Here is a 21,093-nt window from a genome sequence, read left to right on the forward strand (position 1 = left end):
TAATGCGCACTGTTGGTTTTTTTTCAAAGCGTCTTTTCGAGGGCCCTATAGCCTATGTGGTACAACGGTTTGCTTGACCTTTCCGTCTGGCAGTTAATAGCAGTCACGCTGGCGATGACCCATGTGACTATCGTCGCCGTCACTATTTATCTTCACCGCTACTCCGCCCACCGCTCACTGGAGCTGAATGCGGGCCTAAAACACTTTTTCCGTTTCTGGCTGTGGCTGACCACGGCGCAGAACACCCGCGAGTGGACAGCCATCCACCGCAAACACCACGCCAAATGCGAAACCGTCGATGACCCGCACAGTCCGGTCGTCAAAGGCCTTTCTACTGTACTGCGCAAGGGTGCGGAACTGTATCGGGCCGAGGCGGAAAACCCGGATACTTTGCGAATTTACGGCAAAAACTGTCCGGAAGACTGGATCGAACGCAAAATCTATACGCCTTACCCGTTGCTGGGCGTGGCGATCATGGCAGTCATTGACCTGCTGCTGTTCGGTGCGCTGGGTATCACCGTCTGGGCGATCCAGATGATGTGGATTCCATTCTGGGCCGCTGGTGTCGTGAATGGCCTAGGGCATGCCGTGGGTTATCGCAACTTCGAATGCCGCGATGCGGCGACCAATCTGGTGCCATGGGGCATCATCATTGGCGGCGAAGAGCTGCATAACAACCACCACACCTACCCGAACTCGGCCAAGCTGTCGGTCAAGAAGTGGGAATTCGACATCGGCTGGGCGTGGATCAAAGTCTTCAGCGCCTTGCGTCTGGCCAAAGTCCAGCGGGTTGCCCCCATCGCGCATCGCGTCGAGGGCAAAGGCAGCATCGACATGGACACCGCCATGGCGATCCTCAACAACCGATTCCAGATCATGGCTCAGTACCGCAAGCTGGTGATCGGTCCGTTGGTCGCCCAGGAACTGGCCAAAGCCGATGCGTCGGTACGTCACCAGTTCCATCGCGCCAAACGGTTGCTGTCCCGTGAAACCAGCCTGCTGGATGACAAGCACCATCTGCGCATCCAGACCATGCTGGAGCACAGCCACGCGTTGAAAGTAATTTACGAAAAACGCCTGGCCCTGCAACAGATCTGGGTCAAGACCAGCAGCAACGGCCACGATATGCTGGCCGCCATGAAAGACTGGATTCACGAAGCAGAGGCCAGCGGTATCCAATCCCTGCGTGACTTCGCCGACCAACTCAAGACCTACTCGCTGCGCCCTGCGCACGCTTGAAGCCACTGATCAGCGCGCCTCAATTGGGGCGCGCCTGATTTGAACTTCATCTCCTAAATCCACTCAGAACAACTGCCCGCCACCCCTTGCGGGAAATGTTGTGGCTGTGCGCCGCACCTTATTTCTGAGATGCAGTGCCATGGACAACAAAAATCTACTGACACCCAATACCGACACCCCCGCCGCTGCCGAGACGCTACTGGCTCTGATGCATGCCCAGGCAGAGGTTGCTCGCCTGAGTGAGCGCGAGCAACTGTTCAGTTCGCTGCTGGTCAGCGTCAACGCCGTGCTCTGGGCGTTCGACTGGGCGACCCAACGGATGATCTACGTCAGCCCCGCTTACGAACGCATCTTCGGCCGCTCTGCAGGTTTGTTGCTGGCCGACTACGGCGAATGGCGCGACAGCATCTACCCCGATGACCTCAACTACGCTGAGCGCAGCCTCAACGAAGTTATCGAGAAAGGCGCTGTAGAAGATCGCGAGTACCGAATCATTCGTGCCGACGGCGAAGTCCGCTGGATCAGTGACAAATGCTTCGTGAGTCACCAGACCGACGCCGAACAGCGTCTCGTCGTGGTGGGCATCGCCGAAGACATCACCGAAAAGAAAGAGCTGGAAAGCGAGCTGCAGCGCTTGGCGACTACTGACGTTCTGACGCAAAGCAGCAACCGTCGGCACTTCTTTGAATGCGCCCAGCGCGAATTTGAACTCGCTCGCCTGCATGGCACGCCGTTGGCGTTTCTGTTGCTGGACATCGATGACTTCAAACTGGTCAACGACACCTACGGTCACCAGGAAGGTGATCTGGTGCTGCAGAAGATCGCGGAATGCGGCAGGACCACGTTACGGCGCGGTGATTTGTTCGGACGTATTGGCGGCGAAGAGTTTGCGGCGGTGTTCCCGGGTTGCGCACCTGACATGGCCAAACAGATCGCCGAACGGCTGCAACGTGAAATCCAGCGCTTGAGTTTCCAGCGCGGCGACAAAAGCTTCGGCATCACCGCCAGTCAGGGCCTGACCAACATGGGTGAAGACGACCAGAGCCTGGAACTCCTCTACGCCCGCGCTGATGCTGCGATGTATCAGGCCAAACGTCAGGGCAAGAATCAGATTGTGTTGGTGTAAGTGATTCGCGCAAGAGCCTGTTGGAGCGAGGCTTGCCCGCGAAAAACGATAACGCGCCATGACTGAAACACCGCAGCGCCTATATCGCGGGCAGGCCCGGCTCCCACAGTAAAACTCGGTTCCTGTTGGAGCGAGGCTCGCCCGCGAAGGACGATTACGCGGTATGCCTGACACACCGCAGCGCCTAAATCGCGCGTAAGCCTCGCCCACACAGGACACTTATGACGTGGGACCGGCTTCAGTTGGGAAAGCTGCCTGACAGACGCCACACACTCATCGGCTGTCCCGGCCTCTTCCCGGCTAAAGCCGGTCCCACGTCGTTACATTAGCTTGCAGGCAGACATAGCATTCCCAGCAGGAAAACGCATTCCAATTCAAATGAATGCGTGATGGCATCCTATAGCCAATGAAGCTACCTCGACGAATCCTGCTCAGCCGCTGGCGTCTCATCGGCAACCCCTTCAGGCTCCACTTCCGGCGTACCGTCCAGCAGATCCGGACCTTCGTCCTCGTCATCATCAGCCAACGTTTCCACCACCAGCCCCACCGGCGCTGCCAACAGACTTGGATCAGTCACGCCAGTCAGCTTCTTGCGGAGCCGCTGCAAGTCCGCGACGGTCAGCTTCAACAAGCGGGCGGGCTTGGTCTTGAGCAGGGTCGTCACGCTATCCTCGTCACTCAGGCGCGCCATGTGTCCGGCCAGGTTCATGACAAGCACTTCGCGGGTATAAACCCCGGTGTTGTACTGATAAACCGACGAAGTCAGCTCCCGCAGTTCAAGCGGCAAACGCCAGCGAACACGCAGCGCCGAACCGTAAGCCGCAGAGTACTGCTCCAGCGCTTTCTCGATCTGTTGATCATCCAGCTTGCCACCGGCCAGCAGCCATTCCTGCAAACAACCCAGCACCGCGAGATCGCCCAGCGAAAGGAGTAGCCCTGCACAGAAACAACGTTCGGGGTCGACTTCAAGCATGCCCGCCAACACCCGCGCGTATTCCGCGGTACGTTGCGACATCTCCCAGAACTCGCTGGCCTTCATCTGCAACGCATTGTTGGTCAGGATCGACATGCGCTTCTTGGTCAAACCGGAAACAATGCTGGCACTCTGCGGAGCCCCCAAAAGCGCCAGCGCCGCACCCAGCGTCTGCACAGGCTTGACCAGATGTTTGGCCGCCGTATTGGCAGCCGCAATCAGCACCGCAGTGATATGCGGGTCAGCGCGCAACTCCTGCTCAAGCAACACAGCATCGACGCTGCCGCCGACCTGGCTAAGCTTCAGCGCAGTGGCGACATCAACAAACAATGGCGCACCGTCGGCAGTGTCCCGGTGTTTTTCAAGGTACTTGCTGAGCGTCTGACCCGGTGCGAGCGCTGGCACTGCACCCGGCACCGGACACGCCAGCAGCAAGCCTTCAATGCGCTGGCGCAGCTTTTCAGTGTCCAGCGGCTTGGTCAGGTACGCCGTAGGCGCCAATGGCACGACCTCGCGAACACTGGCCGTGTCACCGCGATTACTGATCAGGATAAAAGGCAATGGAGGCTGACGACGCAAACCGCGCACGCCACGCAACAGACTCAAACCGTCGACAACAGGCAACTCTCTGGCGGCGATGATCAGATCAGGGATGTGTTTCTTCATGAACTCGACGGCCTGCTTGCCATCGCTGCAAATCTCGAGCGCAACATCGTCACGCACGCTCAGGATCAACTCACTGAGCGTTTCACGAATCCATGGATCGGACTCAGCAATCAATACCCGAGGGCCCGCAGGTAAATCTACAGCTGTCATCAGAACTCTCTCGTCGAGCAACTCATAACCAATGAACTGAAATGTATTTCCGTAGGAGCTGCCGAAGGCTGCGAAGCGGTGTATCAGACACTACGCCATTCGCAGCCTTCGGCAGCTCCTACACGTTCACGTCTTGCAGCACGAACGTACTGTGTCAGGAGCATTTTTAAATCCTCAACAGCAATGCACCCACCTTAGCCAATGCATACGAAGGGATATAGATAAAAACCCTCATTTACCCCTTTTAAACGCAAAAAAACCCGCCGAAGCGGGTCTTTTTTGTCCGTTTGGTCACATTTTAATCAATTGCGACCCTGGCATTTTCACGCCAGCTCAGCGAAACATTCTTCGATGATAGCCAGACCTTTATCCAGTTGCTCATCCGGCGAGGTCAGCGGTACCAGCACGCGCAACACGTTGCCGTAGGTGCCGCACGACAGCAGGATCAAACCCTTGTCGCGGGCTTTGGCCACAACCTGCGCAACAGCAGCGGCGTTGGGCTTGTGGGTGTCGCCGTTTTCGAACAGCTCAACCGCGATCATTGCGCCCAGCGCACGGACTTCACCGATCACCGGGTATTTGGCCTGAATGGCTTTAAGACCCGTCACCAGACGCTCGCCGACCGCTTTGCAACGATCCAGCAGATGCTCTTCTTCAAAGACCTGCAACACCGCCAGCGCAGCAGCACACGCCACCGGGCTACCGGCATACGTGCCGCCCAGACCGCCTGGAGCAATGGCGTCCATGTATTCAGCTTTACCGCACACACCGGCCAACGGGAAACCGCCAGCGATGGATTTGGCAAACGTAGTCAGGTCAGCGGTCACGCCCATCTGTTCCATGGCGAAGAACGTACCGGTACGACCCGCGCCCGTCTGCACTTCGTCAGCGATCAACAGGATGCCGTGCTTGTCGCACAGTTCGCGCAGGCGAGCCATGAACGCTTTCGGCGCCACGTAGAAACCACCTTCGCCCTGAACCGGCTCGATGATGATTGCTGCGATGTCTTTAGGCTCAGCATCGTTCTTGAAGATGCGCTCGATGCTGGCGATGGAATCGTCAACGCTGATGCCATGCAGTTCACACGGGTACAGCGCACGGAAAATACCGCCCGGCATCAGGCCCATGCCTGCCGAGTAAGGCACGACTTTACCGGTCAGGCCCAGGGTCATCATGGTGCGACCGTGGTAAGCGCCGGTGAACGCGATCACGCCAGCACGGCCAGTGGCAGCGCGAGCGATTTTCACGGCGTTTTCTACTGCTTCGGAACCGGTGGTGACCAGCAGGGTTTTCTTGGCGAAATCACCTGGCACCTTGGCGTTGATCTTTTCGCACAGCTCAACGTACGGCTCGTAGGCCAGAACCTGGAAGCAGGTGTGTGTCAGCTTGGTCAGTTGCTCTTGCACGGCGGCAATGATTTTCGGGTGCAGGTGACCGGTGTTCAGTACGGCGATACCGCCCGCGAAGTCGATGAACTCACGACCTTCAACATCGGTAACCGTGGCGTTCTTCGCGGACTCAGCGAAGATCGGGTGGATCTGGCCAACACCGCGTGGAACAGCGGCTTCGCGGCGTTGCATCAATTCTGCGTTTGTCTGGGTCATGTTTCCTCATTCGCCGCTCATCGGTCGGCGTGGTTCAAGGATCAAGCGGCGGATCAACACGTGACAGCATTCGATGATCGACTGTCACGGCCTCCGGCCACCAAAAAGGTTTTGGGTGCCACTAAAAACCGCCGAAACGTCGCTCTCGCGCCCCGGCGGCTGCAAACCCCTGCGTTAAACCGACAGGCAGAGGTATTTGATTTCCAGATAATCTTCGATGCCATACTTCGAGCCTTCACGGCCCAGGCCCGAGGCCTTGATGCCGCCGAACGGCGCGACTTCGTTGGAGATCAGGCCGGTGTTGATACCCACCATGCCGTACTCCAGCGCTTCAGCGACGCGGAACACGCGGCTCATGTTCTGAGCATAGAAGTACGACGCCAGACCGAACTCGGTGTCGTTGGACATGGCGATCACTTCGGCTTCGTCTTTGAAGCGGAACAGCGGCGCCAGCGGGCCGAAGGTTTCTTCTTTGGCAACGGCCGCATCTTTTGACACGTTGACCAGAATAGTCGGCTCGAAGAAGTTGCCTTCAATACTGTTGCCACCGAACAGCACTTTCGCGCCTTTGCTCACCGCGTCGGCAATGTGCTCTTTAACCTTCGCCACAGCCTTGCCGTCGATCAGCGGGCCAGTGGTGGTGCCGTCTTCCAGACCGTTACCGATCTTCAGCTTGGCCACTGCGACCTTGAGCTTTTCCGCGAACGCATCGTAAACCGCGTCCTGCACGTAGATCCGGTTGGCGCAGACGCAGGTCTGACCGTTATTGCGGTACTTGGAGATAATCGCGCCTTCAACGGCCTTATCCAGGTCCGCATCGTCGAACACGATGAACGGCGCGTTGCCGCCCAGTTCCAGCGAAACCTTCTTGATGTCCTTGGAGCATTCAGCCATCAACTGACGACCGATCTCGGTCGAGCCGGTGAAGGACAGCTTGCGCACGATCGGGTTGCCGGTCAGCTCGCTGCCGATATCGCCAGCACTGCCGGTGACAACGCTGAACACGCCAGCCGGAATGCCTGCACGCTCGGCCAGTTCAGCCAGCGCCAGTGCGGAGTAAGGGGTTTGCGAAGCAGGCTTGAGCACCATGGTGCAACCGGCAGCCAGCGCCGGGCCTGCTTTACGGGTGATCATCGCAGCCGGGAAGTTCCACGGCGTAATCGCGGCGGTCACACCAATCGGCTGCTTGAGCACGATCAGACGCTTGTCCGGCTGATGGCCCGGAATCACATCGCCGTACACGCGCTTGGCTTCTTCAGCGAACCACTCAATAAAGGAAGCGGCATAACCGATCTCGCCTTTGGCCTCGGCCAGCGGCTTGCCCTGCTCCAGCGTCATCAGGCGAGCGAGGTCATCCTGATTCTCGATCATCAGCTCAAACCAGCGACGCAGCTTGTTGCCACGATCCTTGGCGGTCAGTGCACGCCAGGCGGGCAACGCCTTGTCGGCCGCTTCAATCGCACGACGGGTTTCAGCAGCGCCCATCTTCGGCACGGTGCCCAGGACTTCATCCGTTGCCGGGTTGTTGACCTTGATCGTCTCGCCATTGTCCGCATCCAGCCAGGTGCCATTGATATAGGCTTGCTGGCGGAACAACGTGGAATCTTTGAGCTGCATGTCGGCCTCCGCTTTGATATACCGAAAATGCCCCGCACACCGGCGGTGCAAGTTTTTGATCGTTCAAAAGGCGCCTCGAACAAGGCCGCCATCAGGAAATCATTCGCCGGCCCCCGCAACGCAGGGTCACAAAGTGCAGGAAAACCGGACAAGAGCGTTTGAAATCTCAAACGAATCCTAGGGACTGCTAGGGCAAAGGACAATAGGCCGTTCGAAAAAAAGAACGCAATTGCTAACATCCGGCGGATTTTCTGATCAACGTCGTCCAAACACCTTGAAACGTGCGAAATCAACAACAGCACTCACCAGCATGGACGCCCGCCAACCAGATGAGTATCATGGCGCCCGCATTGCACCAGTAGCTCAGCTGGATAGAGTACTGCCCTCCGAAGGCAGGGGTCGTGGGTTCGAATCCCGCCTGGTGCACCATATTTGATTTCAGGGCTGGATTAGCAGCCTGAGATTCACTCGAAGCCCGCCTTGTGCGGGCTTTGTTGTTTTTGCCATATAGATTGGTCAAGTCCAGCGCAAAAAAGACACCCTAACCAAGGCAGCATGATCGAGGCTTGGAGCTAAAGAGGTCGAAATCGGCCTCGCACCTGACCGCGAGCGCTCAAAAGGGTGCTGGCGGTAGGTAGCGCCCCCATGCGGAAATACGTTCAGCGGTGAGCAGCCCCAACATGATCAAGGTGAGAAAGATCAGACAAAGGACTACAAGAGGCAATTTGGTGACTGCAAACCGGACACCACCCATTAGTCCAGGATATTGCCTCAGATACGCTTTGGCGACGCGCCGGTAAGAGACTCCAGACAAAAATCCCCACAGAAAAAATAGAGCTGTAACGATCATCGCGAAAGGGCGCGGGTCCTCGAATTGCAGGCAGGTAAGCCCTGCACTGATTCCAAACAACGCGCCAACGTCTTGGGAAGAGCGAAAATATCTCTCGGCAATGATTTCTTCGTCAGTTTTGAAAAGCATCGTCTCTCCTAAAATAAATCCGTTACGGTTAGCTCTCTATTTTATCTGTGACACGCCATTGATCATCGCTTGGATTTAAATCTGCCAAGACGAGCAACTCTTCAAGAAAATCCATATTTCTGACGATGCTTTTCAACCGCCACAGGGCGGGCTATAAAGCAGCGGCGATTTGTGTTCAAGGGAATGCAAGCATTTGCAGGGTTATCACGGATGTATATCTACAAAATGGTTCAAGTGCCGCCGAACATTGAGGTTCGAGCAAAGGAACAGCGCGGCAATGAGGCAGCGGCCTACCTACAGAACGTAGTGAACTCTCACGCGGAGGACGGCTGGGAGTTTTATCGAATCGATACCATTGGTGTTTCGGTGAAGCCCGGGTGCTTCGATGCGTTGCTCGGCAAGAAAGACGTATTGAGCCACTACTACGTCATTTCGTTGCGCAAGCCCCGGTGATCAAGAGCTGCGCCCTTGCTGCAATTCGCTGGTATCAGCGAGTTGCACCGGCCCGATTGCGAGACGCATGCCGGTTCGAACCGACCTGCTCAAACTACGCAATTCAGGCGATCGAGATGCATGGTGTTGTGAATGGCTGCCTTAAGGCAGCCGGACGCATTTGCAGGTGCCGGTATCCGAATGGTGGTCAGGATCTCCCGTGAACCCGCGCATGATCGGGGGAACACATCAACTGCGGGAGAGCTCGTCGCGCTGCGTACATCGGCACCGGCCGTCGACGCAAACCTCTAGAGACAGTCACGCCTCTAGGTTTGAGTCGGTTCGCAGCCTGATCGCGCTCACGTTGCCAATGCAGATACACCTCATATAAGCACGCGATAACCTGATCATTGGTAAGGTCAGGGGAGATTGCCCGGCGTTTGAGGGTGTTCAATATTGCTCGCGCAAAGCTGAGCAGCTTCTTGCTAATAAGATCGAAAACCAAATCGCGTGCCTCGCATTGTGATCCATCCGCTCAATAACGCCGATAGCGTCGACCAAACTGTAATATCCGAGACTGATCTCCGCCATGTTCAAATGACAGAATGGGCCAGAATTTACTGCCGAATGGCTTTCGAATTTAGGTCTGATTTCGTATGTCAGATCACATGGACAATAGGTTATGACGCGGCCTGAGCATGCCATCTATACCTACTGGCCCTGATATGTCCGCTTAGGTCCTCTGGTACTGGATGAAGGGTTGATGTGCGAAAGCACCATTATGTATAGAATTCGGCTATATTTTTCCAAGGGCTCGTCTCCAAAGTGTTTTGATCTGGAGAAAGGAATTGAGCTCTTATCTAGGGTATACAGGTAGAGGACTTATGGCTCGCGGCGAACTGATGAAAAAGCTTCTGGCAAGCTACGGACGTGAGGACGACTTCCGGGCAGTGGCAGAGCAAATCATTCTCGAGGAAGAGCAGAAGAACAACCGTGTTCTGGCTCGCTCACTTCGCAAGACCCTCGACCACGCAACGGCAACGTCTGGAAACACTTCGAAACCTGCTCAACCCAAGAGCCTCGGGGCGCTTATCACGTTTCCCGATGCTGGGAGCGACTTTGTCGAACGTGTTGAACCTACGCACACCAAGTCGGATATCACACTGTCGCATGCCAACATAAGGGTTTTCACTGGACTGATTCAAGAGTTCAGGCGCTCAGACGAAATTCGCAGAAACGGCTTGCCTGTACGCTCAAAACTCCTTTTTTGTGGCCCCCCCGGCTGCGGTAAAACCTTGTGCGCGGAGGTGTTCGCAGTCGAACTGGGATTGCCTTTGTTCGTGGTTAAGCTCGATCAATTGATTTCTTCATATCTTGGAGAAACCGCAGGTAACGTCCGCAAAATATTTGAATTCGCACGTAAACAGCCATGCGTTTTGTTTTTGGACGAATTTGATGCACTGGCCAGATCACGAGATGACTCTGCGGAGCACAATGAATTGCGCAGAGTCGTTAACAGCCTTTTGCTTTTCATCGACCGGATGCAAACTAGGGGCTTTATGATTGCAGCCACAAACCTGGATAGCTCTCTTGATGCAGCTATATGGCGTAGATTTGATGAGGTGGTGTGGTTTGATCGCCCAGACCTCTCCTTGATAGCTAAATTTGTCTCTTCAAAATTTTGCAACTCACCGGTTGATTTTGAAGCAACCAAGCATATCCATCTTCTCGAAGGCTATTCTTACGCAGAAATCGAGCGAGTCTGCATTCAAGCTATCAAGTCTCCAATCATTAAAAGACGTAAAAAAATTACCGAGCAAGATTTCATAGCTGCAATCGGCGATGAGACCCGGCGTAGAACCGGACGAGCTCGACTATAACCACTGCTAGTTCGTATTAAGAGGTCAGGATGGCCCGTTATGAGCATTTGCGTCTTGTTCGTTTATCCCAGCAACTACCTAGAAGAAAGAAACCGGGCTTTGGAGCCTCAGTTGAGAGGGACCGAGGTGGACATGCTGGGCAATTAAGCGCTCAACTTGATGAGGCTGTTGAGGTTCAGACTCAGCGAAAAAGGCCCGGGTTTGTTGATCCATCCCTAATACTTCGTGTATCAATGACCGGATCGTCATTAGAGGCTGACTGGGTTAGCGCGGGCTTTGAGATACTATCAAGTGATTCAGATAGAACTCTAATTTTATTTTCTTCTTCGGGTGACCTTGAGCATTTTAAGAAGCAGATTGCGGGATATGGAGGAGAGATTCCGAAAACTCAGAAAAGTGCGCCTTACGCAAATTTTGTGTCCTCTATTGAGAGAATTGGCACTCTTGAGCCACGCGACCGACTGGGGACTCGTCTGCGTGAAGATGGATTTAACGATTTAGGTGACTTTGACCTGAATGCTTTTTATCTCTTGGACTTGGAGCTATGGCAAGTTGGAAACGCTACATTACGCAGGGCAAAGCTAGAGCAAATCTCCGGCCTTATTGAGAGCGGCGCCGGGCAAGTTCTAGATGAGTATATAGGGCCAGCGATTTCATTACTAAGAATCAGAGTTAGCGGGTCGCAACTCCTCGAGATTCTATTATTGGATGACGTAAGCCAAGTCGAACGGCCACCGCAGCCAGATACCTTTTCCTCCGAATCACTCTTGCTAACAATTTCTGACCTACCCGAAATCCAAGACCTTGATGATAACCTTGAACTCATCGGCATCATTGACAGCGGCGTGAATGATCATCCTCTTCTAGCGGGCGCTCTGGTCGGTGCGATTGGCGTCCCTCAGGAGCTAGGATCGGAAGACAGCTTCGGACATGGAACCCGAGTTGCAGGCATCGCTGCCTTTGGCGATATTCGAGCCCAGCTATTAATGGGAGGCCCACTCATTCGCAGTGCTCGAATTTGCTCGGCGAAGGTAGTTAACGCCCGAGGCGGGTTTGACGATGGAAAACTTGTGCCGCGCCAAATGCGAGACGCCATTTACTCGCTTCACGAGCAGTTCGGCTGTCGGATCTTCAATATCTCGCTAGCAGACATCCACAGCATTCCCTACGCAGGGGGGAAGGTTGGGGCATGGACTGCAACACTTGATGAGCTTGCCAGTGAACTGGATATTCTCATTATTGTTTCTGCGGGTAACCGACTACCACGGCAAGGCGAGCTGCGTGAAGAAGGCCTGACAGGCTATCCCAATTATCTTTTGGAGGATGACAACCGGTTCCTTGAGCCATCAGCCGCGCTTAACGTACTAACGGTCGGCTCTATATCTCACGGAAATGGCATGGATGAAATCCTCGCTGACAGCGTTGGCGTTCGCCCCATTACGGAAGTTTCAGAGCCGTCTCCTTTTACCAGGGTCGGCCCGGGTATTGGCGGCGCGATTAAGCCGGACATCGTAGACTTGGGGGGCACCATGATCTACGACCCCCTTTCTGGCATGCGGTGGACTGACTTGCCGAGTACCGGTCTGATAACTTTGAATCACCAACCTCATAGAGGGCCCTTAAGGTCTGGCGCCGGCACCTCGTACTCAGCGCCCATGGTTGCGAATAAAGCAGCGCAGCTCCTACGTCGCCTTCCGGGGGCCTCTGCAAATCTACTAAGAGCACTTCTGATCGGTTCTGCACAGATACCCGACGAAATTCACACCTGTCTCCGCAAGGTAAAGCAAGGTTATCACCAGCATATTCGCGGTAACGGCTATATCAGCCTAGAGCGCGCAACCTATTCAGACGACTCTCGCGTAGTGCTCGTCGCAGAAGATGCACTGCCGCTGGATAATTTTGCAGTATATGAAATTCCGATTCCCGAGCCCTTTTATGCACAGGCGGGAACACGTACGATTCGTATAACCTTGGCATTCAATCCTCCTGTAAGGCACACCAGGGTCGATTACGCAGGAGTCAAAATGAATTTCAGGTTGGTGCGAGGTAAGGACTCAGATTTCATATTTGAGTATTTTCGACAGCGTACCAAGCAGGAGACTGCCGCTCCTAAATTAGATGGCCGATTCGATTGCGATCTTCAACCGGGACCACAAACGCGTGAAAAGGGAACAGTCCAGACTGCGACAGTTACCTTCAAAAAAGGCGAGCTTGGCCAGTATGGGGATAGGTATTACTTGGTTATAAGATGCGAGTCTGGATGGGCAGACTATCTCCCAGTGCAAAATTATGCCGTGGCTGTAGAAATCGCTCACGAAGCAGATGTACAGATCTATCAGCGCATACAACAACGAGTGAGAACGAGGATTTTGCAGTGAGCTGGGAAGCGTTCAGTGATTCAGCTGTGAAGTTATTTATACCGGACCTATACCGAGTGATGCGCGTATTTCATGCATCTAGCATTACTGGGCGGGTCCAAATAGGCCGGACGAGACGGTCTCAAGCTCGTGACATCCCATCGCCTTGGTAAAAAAAGACGCCGTGCAGATGCTTTTGGCCGTAACAGGGCTGGGCCTTCTTCTTCAATCCGAGGGATCCTTTAAATGTGGTCTGCCCCCGATTTTACGGCTTGGCCAGTCGTTTGCATCGAACTTGATCAGTAAAAGTTGAGGACCTCAACCCGCAGAAGTAGACCCGCTACGATCATTGGTCAACGGCAGAAATGGACTCAAAGCAGTCACTGATAGCTAGCTTGGCGGCGGCTTTACAGCGGGTGGTAAAGCAAAGGTTTGCAAGCAAGGACATCGAACTGGGCCTTTGCTTTGGGTGAATGCTTCGACCTGAGTTAAGCTTCCTAAAAGGTCCTAGTTTCTTCTCTAATGAGCACCGGCCTACACGCCTAAAAATCAATAAATTTATCAAAAGGAATTCTAATGGCGTATAGAAACCAGACCTACATCGCCTTTGACGGCGACAAAGACATGCACTACTACCGTCTTATGGCTGCGTGGAAAGCGCATGACGGTTTCTCTCTCAATTTCCACAATGCGCATGACCTAAATACTGCGCGAGATTCGAGCCAGGAAGAAAGCATTAAGCGCCAGCTTCGAGAGCGATTCGCTAATTCCAAGCTGCTTGTGGTGCTAATCGGCGAGAGCACTAGATTTCTGAAAAAATTCGTAAAGTGGGAGCTTGAAGTGGCGTTGCGACTTGATCTACCCCTCATCGCCGTAAACTTGAATGGAAGTCGACAGATGGATGACCGTTGCCCGTCAACAATTCGGGATCGACTCGTGCTTTACACCTCGTTTAATCACAACATTATCGAACACGCGATGTACCACTGGCCCGACGAGTTCCACCGGTTGAGCAGCGCGGGCACGACAGGGGACCGTTACTACTCCGATGATGTTTATAGAGGGCTCGGGCTATGAGGTACTTCTTCGAGTCGATTAGAACGCGAGCTTATTGGCGCTACGCACTATTCTCCGGCGAAGCGATCGGGAAATTCTTTGCTGTCGTGGGTATCTTGTACCTTTGCGTCGACTTGGCTGATGCCTTCAACATCTACAAGAAGGATCATCACAGTTACTATGGCCTACTTATTTTAGTCGGGCTCGCATTGCTTTATGTGCTTTCTACGCGCAGGCCCCTTTCACGCGTCAGTTATAAGGTTCCGCAGAAGGACTTCGCTGTCGAGGTCATGATTGGCGATCTGTTCAAAATTCCTGGCGAAGTCATCATCAGTACTAGCTCAACGTTCGATACAGATATGTCGTCGGGGCTCATCGCTGTGACGAGCTTACAGGGTCAATTAGCCACTAACTACTTCAATGGTCAAACGACAGAGATTGATCGTCAAATCGAAGTGTCACTTTCGGGGGAGCAGTTCACCATCAATGACAAGCGCCCAGGTAAGAAGAAGGAGTATCCAATTGGCACCGTCGCGCGCGTGAGCGCGCATAGTAAGAATTTTTATCTTGTGGCTATGTCGCACATGGACGAAACCGGTAATGCTTCGTCAGACTTGAAGATAATTGACGAGGCACTCGACAAACTCTGGATTAACCTGGCGTCCAAGGCCGAGGTTGGCGACATCGTAATGCCGTTGATGGGCACGGGTCGTGGACGTGTCCCGTATCCTAGAAAGAAGATGATTGAGCGCATTGCTCAGTCGTTCGCGGATGCCTGCAACCAGCGAGCGTTCTCCAACAAGTTGATTATTATAGTGCGCCCTGAAGACGCGTCGAGGTTCTCGTTAAATCTGTTCCAAGTCCGGGATTATCTAGGACAGAGCCTTCACACCTAGTAGATGTCGGCGCCCTCATGCGATCCGGTATGGTGAGCCAAGTGTAGCTCGCAGTAATGATTAATCCTGCCCGGTGGGGGTCATGGGTTGGAGTCCCACGGGTCTCAGAGCTCTCAGAGCTGGATTGATCGCCTTAGATCACCCAAAGCCCGCCGCGTGCGGGCTTCGTTGTTTTTGGCGGCGGAATTGACGGAATCCCCCTACACCCTCCGTCCACTTCCCACCATTGCCGCTCCCGCCCCACAACCCTAAAGTCCACCCCTCGCCGCAAACGCAGCGACCGGGCTTGGCGGTCCGACAGATATAGGCGAAAACAGCGCCCCGATTTAAGATGGCAGGCGCTGTTTTTTCGCGTGTGACCTGGCTTTATGACGGGTTGCGCAGGGACTCTTTCGGGAGTGCCGGGTTCCTATATCTCCGGTCCGCCAACCTTGTGCAATCCGTCACCCTTCTCTGCTTGGCGGCAGAGATGACGGTTCATCAAGATATAGGAACGCGACCATGACTACCTTTGACGACTTACACCCAACCAAAACCCTCGGCACCACAACCTTCTCCCATTGCGGCCCATCCCGTCAGCCGTTGTTCCGCATCAATCCCGACATCCCCATCGAATCTGCACTGGAGCACGCGTCCAGCTTATTGGCGTGTATCCATGAATTGAGCCCTCGACGCCGCGTTGGGTGATGCGGGCAAGCAGAGTGTCTGGGCGGTTCATCATTTGAGTGATATGGCGAAGGCGATTCTGGAGGATGCGTTGTCGGCTGGCGCGGCAAACAGACAGCTGGGCTGAACGGCCTTGGCTAGTACCTTGGGCCGTTGTGGCCGGTAATGAATTACGCGCTACGAAGCTCCACGGTCAGGTGTGTCACTTCGTGCACCGGCACCAGGCGCTCGCGAATCATATCGGCGGTTACGGACGCGTTGCCAACCACGCTGACAATGGCGGCACGGGCTTCGGGGCCGACCTGCCAGACGTGCAGGTCGGTAATTTTTGTATCACCTGACTGCTCGATTATGTCGCGGATTTCCTGGGCGACATGTTCGTCTGTGCGGTCGAGCAGAACACCTGAAGTGGTGCGTATCAGCGACCAGGACCAGCGGGCGATAACCAGTGCGCCGACGATGCCCATGACAGGGTCAAGCCAGACCCATCCTAGGTAGCGGCCAGCGAGCAATGCAGCGATGGCGAGGACGGAGGTCAGTGCGTCGGCGAGCACATGCACGTAGGCCGAACGCAGGTTGTTGTCCTGACCGTGTGCGTGGTGGGTATGGCCATGGTCATGCCCGTGGTCGTGTCCATGGTGGTGATTGTGGCCGCCGGACAGCACCAGTGCGCTGACGATATTGACGATCAGGCCGACAACGGCAATCCACGTGGCCGTGCCGAACGCGACTTGGGTGGGCTCGAAAAGACGCACCACTGACTCGATACCGATGCCGATGGCAACCAACCCGAGGATCAACGCAGAGGCGAAGCCGCCCAGGTCGCCTACCTTGCCGGTGCCAAAGCTGTATTGGGCGCTGGCGGCGTGGCGTTTGGCGTAGCTGTAGGCAGCGGCGGCGATACCTAGGGCCCCGGCGTGAGTCGCCATATGGAAACCGTCCGCCAGCAAGGCCATGGAGCCGGTGATGTAACCGGCAGCGATTTCGGCAACCATCATGACAACCGTCAGCGCTACCACCCACAGGGTGCGCTTGGCGTTCTCATCATGGGATGAGCCCAAAAATACGTGATCGTGGGCGTAGTCCGCGTGCAAGTTGCTCATGTCGGTGCGCTCCTATTTGGTGTATCGGCGGATGGCTTCGATCAGTTCCTCAACGCCTTCGGCTCGCTCTTCATCACTCAAACCCGGCTTGGCGACGTGCTCGCGGGCGTGGGCTTCGATGATTTCGTCCATCAGGCCGTTGATAGCACCCCGCGTTGCCGCCACCAGATGCAGGGTTTTGGCGCAGTCGTCTTCGGCCTCAAGCGCCCGCTCCACCGCCTGGATTTGTCCAGCGATGCGTTTTACCCGCTTGAGCAAGTCGTCTTTGCCCGTTTTGATGTGCGACATACCATACCCCCCCTACCTATACACATCGCGCATGCTCCGTGATGTCGATCGGGAACGCAACCAGCAGATGAAACTCCCGCGCATTTTTGTTCTGATGGCCGCAACCATGATCACTCCGGACGACCCATGCGCATCGAACCCCTGCCGCCGCTGCAAACACTGATCGCTTTCGAGGCGGCGGTGCGCCATGGCAGTTTTACCCGTGCCGCCACTGAGCTGCATCTGACGCAAAGCGCTATCAGTCGGCAGGTGCAGCAGCTTGAGGAGTTTCTGGGGCGGGCGTTGTTTCGGCGTGAGCACAAGCGCATTCATTTAACGGTGGCCGGGCAGGTGTATGCCGAGCAGGTGCATCGGGTGCTTGCTCAGTGCGCTGAAGCGACGGCGCAAGTCATGACCCACAGCGGCGAGCAGGAGTTGACGCTGGCGTGTTCCAGTGGTGTCGCCGCGTTATGGCTGGGGCCGTTGATGGGGCGTTATGCCGATGAGTTTCCCAATGTGGACGTGCGTCTGCGGGTGGTCGACGGGCTGGATTCGCTGGTGCGTGCGGAGTTTGATCTGGCGGTGTACTTCCTGCGGTCAGGGTCGCCGCCGGGGCTGGACAGTCGGCTGTTGTTTGCAGAGTCGGTGGGGGCGTATTGCTCGCCGGGCTATCTGCAAGGCCAGATGCTCAAACCGCAAGCGTTGTTCGAACATCGCTTGTTGATGCTAGAGGATGGTCAGCGCCAGTGGCTGTCCTGGACAGACTGGTTTGCGCGACAGGGTATCGATGCTTCGGCGATTCCTAAACGCCTGACGGTTAATAACTATCCGGTGATGGTGGACCTTGCCATCGAAGGTCGCGGCATTGTGTTGGGTTGGAAGCCGATGATTGACGGGCATCTGAAATCCGGTGCGCTGGTGCCTGCTTGTGGCGTCCATGTGGGCGAGATCGGTGGTTACTATTTGCTCAATCCTTCGGGGCAGTTTCCGAGTCGTGCGGCGCGGTCTTTTGAGCAGTGGTTGGCGCTGCAGAATGCAGAGGCTGAGTAAGACCTTCTGTTGGAGCGAGCGGGCGGCGTGTCTGTAATACCGCCATCGCGGCCTCGCGGTGCTCGTGCGCTCCTACAGGTTCTATGTTTGCTGCGCGACGTGGTGTCAGGGACACCGGGACGACTCCTACATATCTACGACTTCTTGCATGCACCCAGCGCATGCATATCTTCCCAATGAGCGTTTTCCTGCATTCAATTTCGCGAGTTATTCTCGGGCCTACAAGGGCACAAGACCCTGACGATGTTTCACCCGATTGCTTCTCTGCCCCACTCGTGCGCGGGACCACTCCCTGCGTAATTTGCATGCAGGAGTTCAACGTGAACGCTATAAAAAACACGCCAACCCACAACCAGAAAGCACGCAAAGCCGTCATCGCGACCGTGATCGGCAACGGTCTTGAATGGTTTGACTTCACGGTCTACAGCTTCTTCTCGGTCATTATCGCCAAGGTGTTTTTCCCCACCGACAGCGAACTCACCTCTTATCTACTGGCATTGGCGACTTTCGGCGTAGGCTTTTTCATGCGTCCGGTCGGCGGCATTGTGCTGGGCGTTTACGGTGACAAGCACGGGCGTAAAGCCGCGCTGTCACTGACCATCCTGTTGATGGCGCTGGGTACGCTGATCATTGCGATCACCCCGAGCTATGCACAGATCGGCATGATTGCGCCGGTGTTGATCGTGCTCGCACGGCTGCTGCAAGGTTTCTCCGCGGGCGGCGAAATGGGCAGCGCGACGGCGTTCCTGACCGAGCACGCCCCTGACGGCAAGAAGGCGTTCTACTCCAGCTGGATTCAGGCCAGTATCGGCGTCGCCGTTTTGCTGGGCTCGACACTGGGCGCCATCCTCTCGAACTATCTGACTCAAGCGCAGCTGGAAAGCTGGGGCTGGCGGATCCCGTTCATCATCGGCACGCTGATCGGTCCGGTCGGTTTCTACATTCGTAGCCGCATCGACGAGACGCCGGTCTACAAAGAGTCCAAAACCACCGAATCGCCACTGCGCGAAGTCTTCCGCACCTACCCTCGGGAAACCCTGATCAGCTTCTCGCTGGTTGTGCTGTGGACGGTCTGTACCTACGCGATTCTGTTCTACATCCCGTCCTATTCGACTCGGGTTCTGGGCCTGCCAAGTGGTATAGGCTTCAGCGCCGGAATGATGGGCGGTGCGGTGTTGATCGTGGCGACGCCCATTGTCGGCATGCTGGCTGACAAAACCGGTCGCAGGCCTTGGCTACTGGGTTCGGCGGCGGCAATTTTCGTCGCGGCTTATCCGATGTTCCTGTTCATCAACCAGATGCCGGGGCTGGCCTCGCTGCTTATTTTTGAAGTGGTGATGGGCCTGCTGATCGCCGGTTACATCGGCTCGATTTTGGCGGCGTTCAGCGAACTGCTGCCGACTCACGTGCTGTCCACCGGCCTGTCCGTGGCTTACAACTTTGCGGTCACGATCTTCGGCGGTTTCGCCACGTTCACCATTACCTGGCTGATCGCCAACACCGGCAGCAACGTCGCGCCGGCCTTCTACATCATGTTCGCCGCCGTGGTCAGCGGTTGCGGCGCATTTCTGTACCGCGACCGCAAGACCACCGCCAATGCCACCTTCAAGGGAGCCGCTCTGCAATGAGTACTCAAAACGCTGCACGCCTTATCCTGCGCAACGGCCAGTTGCTCGACCTGAACAAAGGCGAGTTGCTGGGTGGTCTGGAAGTTGTGATCGAGGGTGAACGCATCAGCGCTGTACGCCCACAAACTGACGCTGTCGAGGCCGATGCCCAAGTCATCGATCTGAACGGCCGCACGCTGATGCCCGGCCTGATCGACTGCCATGTACACGTGCTGGCTTCCAACGCCAACCTGGGCATGAACGCGCTGCAACCCAACGCGATCATCATGTACCGCGCCTTGCCGATTCTCGAAGCGATGCTTAATCGCGGCTTCACTACCGTGCGTGATGCGGGTGGTGCAGACTGGGCGCTGGCTCGCTCTATCGCGCTGGGCCTCGTGCCGGGGCCACGTATTTTTGCAGCGGGTAAAGCGCTGTCCCAAACCGGTGGTCATGGAGACATGCGCGCACGCGGTGAACTGCTGCTGAGCGAGCCGTGTTCGTGCTGCTTCCGCGCTGGCGCTATCGCCCGCGTCGTGGACGGTGTTGATAACGTGCGTCTGGCTGTGCGTGAAGAACTGCAACAAGGCGCCAACCAGATCAAGATCATGGCCTCGGGCGGCGTGTCTTCACCGACAGACCCGATTGCCAACACGCAGTACAGCGAAGCGGAAATCCGCGCCATCGTCGATGAGGCCGAAGCCGCCAACACCTATGTGATGGCTCACGCTTACACCGCCCGGGCGATTCGTCGCGCTATCGAATGCGGCGTGCGCACCATTGAACACGGCAACCTCGTTGATGCAGACACCGCAAAACTCATGGCCGAAAAAGGCGCGTTCGCTGTACCGACCCAAGTCACCTACGAGATGCTGGCCAAACATGGCGCCGAGGCAGGTCTGCCACCTGACTCCGTGGCCAAGATTGAAGACGTGCGCTTGGCCGGTCGCAACGCGCTGAAGCTGTTCGCGGAAGCAGGCGTGGAAATGGGCTACGGCTCAGACCTGCTAGGCGACATGCATCAATACCAAAGCCACGAGCTGCAGATCCGCGCTGAAGTGCTGGGCAACCTCGCCGCCCTGCGCAGCGCCACCACCGTCGCCGCCAAAATCCTTCAGCGCGAAGGCCAACTCGGCTGCATCGCCGAAGGCGCGATTGCCGACCTGCTGGTGGTCGACGGCAACCCGCTGGAGTCCATCGAGTGTCTGGTGGGCCAAGGGGAAAACCTGGCGATGATCATTCAGGAAGGCAGCATCAAGAAGAACACCTTGGTGTAAATGCTGAAGTGCTTCAGAGCCCGCCTTGTGCGGGCTTTGTTGTCTTTGGGAGCCCGAAGTCCACAAACCCCGGACCTGTAGGAGCGCACGAGCACCGCGAGGCCGCGATAGCGGTGGGTCTGAAACTCCGCCATCGCTGGCCTCGTAA

19 protein-coding genes and 1 tRNA gene are annotated in these 21,093 nt (G+C 55.9%); 14 read left to right on the forward strand and 6 right to left on the reverse strand.

Annotation, left to right across the window (positions count from 1 at the left end; all coding sequences use genetic code 11):
* The first annotated feature begins 54 nt into the window (after positions 1-54).
* Positions 55-1,239, forward strand: a complete 1,185-nt coding sequence (gene desA, locus CKW31_RS02810) for a delta-9 fatty acid desaturase DesA (RefSeq protein WP_095092941.1) — start codon at positions 55-57, stop codon at positions 1,237-1,239.
* 139 nt (positions 1,240-1,378) lie between these two features.
* The gene (locus CKW31_RS02815) at positions 1,379-2,365 is read left to right on the forward strand and encodes a sensor domain-containing diguanylate cyclase (RefSeq protein ID WP_095092942.1); all 987 of its coding nucleotides are present in this window, start codon (positions 1,379-1,381) and stop codon (positions 2,363-2,365) included.
* Positions 2,366-2,777: 412 nt separating this feature from the next.
* Here the strand turns inward: CKW31_RS02815 and CKW31_RS02820 are convergent, their stop codons facing one another.
* From CKW31_RS02820 to gabD, 3 genes are all read right to left on the reverse strand, one after another.
* A complete protein-coding gene (locus CKW31_RS02820) occupies positions 2,778-4,154 on the reverse strand; it encodes an HDOD domain-containing protein (protein ID WP_176469770.1) in 1,377 nt (458 codons plus the stop codon).
* Positions 4,155-4,477: 323 nt separating this feature from the next.
* Complete coding sequence (gene gabT, locus CKW31_RS02825; RefSeq protein WP_095092943.1) at positions 4,478-5,758, reverse strand: 4-aminobutyrate--2-oxoglutarate transaminase; 1,281 nt, start codon at positions 5,756-5,758, stop codon at positions 4,478-4,480.
* A gap of 174 nt (positions 5,759-5,932) precedes the next feature.
* Positions 5,933-7,375, reverse strand: coding sequence for an NADP-dependent succinate-semialdehyde dehydrogenase (gene gabD, locus CKW31_RS02830; RefSeq protein WP_095092944.1), 1,443 nt, complete (start codon positions 7,373-7,375; stop codon positions 5,933-5,935).
* 352 nt (positions 7,376-7,727) lie between these two features.
* Between gabD and CKW31_RS02835 the strand changes: the two genes are divergently transcribed.
* Positions 7,728-7,804 (forward strand) — tRNA-Arg (locus tag CKW31_RS02835).
* A 184-nt stretch (positions 7,805-7,988) separates the two neighbouring features.
* On the opposite strand, the gene CKW31_RS02840 is transcribed toward CKW31_RS02835, so the two are convergent.
* Positions 7,989-8,354, reverse strand: a complete 366-nt coding sequence (locus CKW31_RS02840; RefSeq protein ID WP_095092945.1) for a hypothetical protein — start codon at positions 8,352-8,354, stop codon at positions 7,989-7,991.
* 210 nt (positions 8,355-8,564) lie between these two features.
* On the opposite strand from CKW31_RS02840, the gene CKW31_RS02845 reads away from it, so the two are divergent.
* From CKW31_RS02845 to CKW31_RS30240, 8 genes are all read left to right on the forward strand, one after another.
* Positions 8,565-8,807, forward strand: a complete 243-nt coding sequence (locus CKW31_RS02845) for a DUF4177 domain-containing protein (protein WP_095092946.1) — start codon at positions 8,565-8,567, stop codon at positions 8,805-8,807.
* Positions 8,804-9,010, forward strand: a complete 207-nt coding sequence (gene yidD, locus CKW31_RS02850; protein ID WP_095092947.1) for a membrane protein insertion efficiency factor YidD — start codon at positions 8,804-8,806, stop codon at positions 9,008-9,010. Before CKW31_RS02845 ends, yidD begins: the two co-directional genes overlap by 4 nt.
* A 660-nt stretch (positions 9,011-9,670) precedes the next feature.
* Entirely contained in the window at positions 9,671-10,666 is a 996-nt protein-coding gene (locus tag CKW31_RS02855; RefSeq protein WP_095092948.1) for an AAA family ATPase, read from the forward strand.
* 29 nt (positions 10,667-10,695) lie between these two features.
* Positions 10,696-13,044 (forward strand): S8 family peptidase, encoded by a 2,349-nt coding sequence (locus CKW31_RS02860; protein ID WP_095092949.1) that lies wholly within the window; start codon positions 10,696-10,698, stop codon positions 13,042-13,044.
* A 555-nt stretch (positions 13,045-13,599) separates the two neighbouring features.
* On the forward strand, positions 13,600-14,100 hold the full coding sequence (locus CKW31_RS02865) for a TIR domain-containing protein (RefSeq protein ID WP_095092950.1): 501 nt from the start codon (positions 13,600-13,602) through the stop codon (positions 14,098-14,100).
* On the forward strand, positions 14,097-14,975 hold the full coding sequence (locus tag CKW31_RS02870) for a macro domain-containing protein (protein WP_095092951.1): 879 nt from the start codon (positions 14,097-14,099) through the stop codon (positions 14,973-14,975). Before CKW31_RS02865 ends, CKW31_RS02870 begins: the two co-directional genes overlap by 4 nt.
* Before the next feature lie 501 nt (positions 14,976-15,476).
* Entirely contained in the window at positions 15,477-15,662 is a 186-nt protein-coding gene (locus CKW31_RS30235) for a DUF3077 domain-containing protein (protein ID WP_371856673.1), read from the forward strand.
* Positions 15,655-15,768 carry a hypothetical protein gene (locus CKW31_RS30240; RefSeq protein WP_371856674.1) on the forward strand — a complete coding sequence of 38 codons (114 nt, stop codon included), beginning with the start codon at positions 15,655-15,657 and terminating at the stop codon, positions 15,766-15,768. The genes CKW31_RS30235 and CKW31_RS30240 overlap by 8 nt, the downstream gene beginning before the upstream one ends.
* Positions 15,769-15,811: 43 nt before the next feature.
* On the opposite strand, the gene dmeF is transcribed toward CKW31_RS30240, so the two are convergent.
* Complete coding sequence (gene dmeF / locus CKW31_RS02880; protein WP_095092952.1) at positions 15,812-16,744, reverse strand: CDF family Co(II)/Ni(II) efflux transporter DmeF; 933 nt, start codon at positions 16,742-16,744, stop codon at positions 15,812-15,814.
* A gap of 12 nt (positions 16,745-16,756) precedes the next feature.
* Positions 16,757-17,032 (reverse strand): metal/formaldehyde-sensitive transcriptional repressor, encoded by a 276-nt coding sequence (locus tag CKW31_RS02885; protein ID WP_027899987.1) that lies wholly within the window; start codon positions 17,030-17,032, stop codon positions 16,757-16,759.
* 126 nt (positions 17,033-17,158) lie between these two features.
* Here CKW31_RS02885 and CKW31_RS02890 point away from each other — a divergent pair, with 126 nt between their 5' ends.
* The 3 genes from CKW31_RS02890 (at position 17,159) to CKW31_RS02900 (ending at position 20,945) form a co-directional block, all read left to right on the forward strand.
* Positions 17,159-18,061 carry a LysR substrate-binding domain-containing protein gene (locus tag CKW31_RS02890; protein ID WP_095092953.1) on the forward strand — a complete coding sequence of 301 codons (903 nt, stop codon included), beginning with the start codon at positions 17,159-17,161 and terminating at the stop codon, positions 18,059-18,061.
* A gap of 320 nt (positions 18,062-18,381) precedes the next feature.
* Complete coding sequence (locus CKW31_RS02895) at positions 18,382-19,689, forward strand: MFS transporter (protein WP_371856675.1); 1,308 nt, start codon at positions 18,382-18,384, stop codon at positions 19,687-19,689.
* Positions 19,686-20,945 (forward strand): amidohydrolase family protein, encoded by a 1,260-nt coding sequence (locus CKW31_RS02900; RefSeq protein WP_095092955.1) that lies wholly within the window; start codon positions 19,686-19,688, stop codon positions 20,943-20,945. Before CKW31_RS02895 ends, CKW31_RS02900 begins: the two co-directional genes overlap by 4 nt.
* Positions 20,946-21,093: the final 148 nt, after the last annotated feature.

The sequence above is a fragment of the Pseudomonas sp. Irchel 3A5 genome, assembly GCF_900187575.1.
In the GTDB taxonomy this organism is placed as follows: Bacteria; Pseudomonadota; Gammaproteobacteria; order Pseudomonadales; family Pseudomonadaceae; genus Aquipseudomonas; species Aquipseudomonas folii.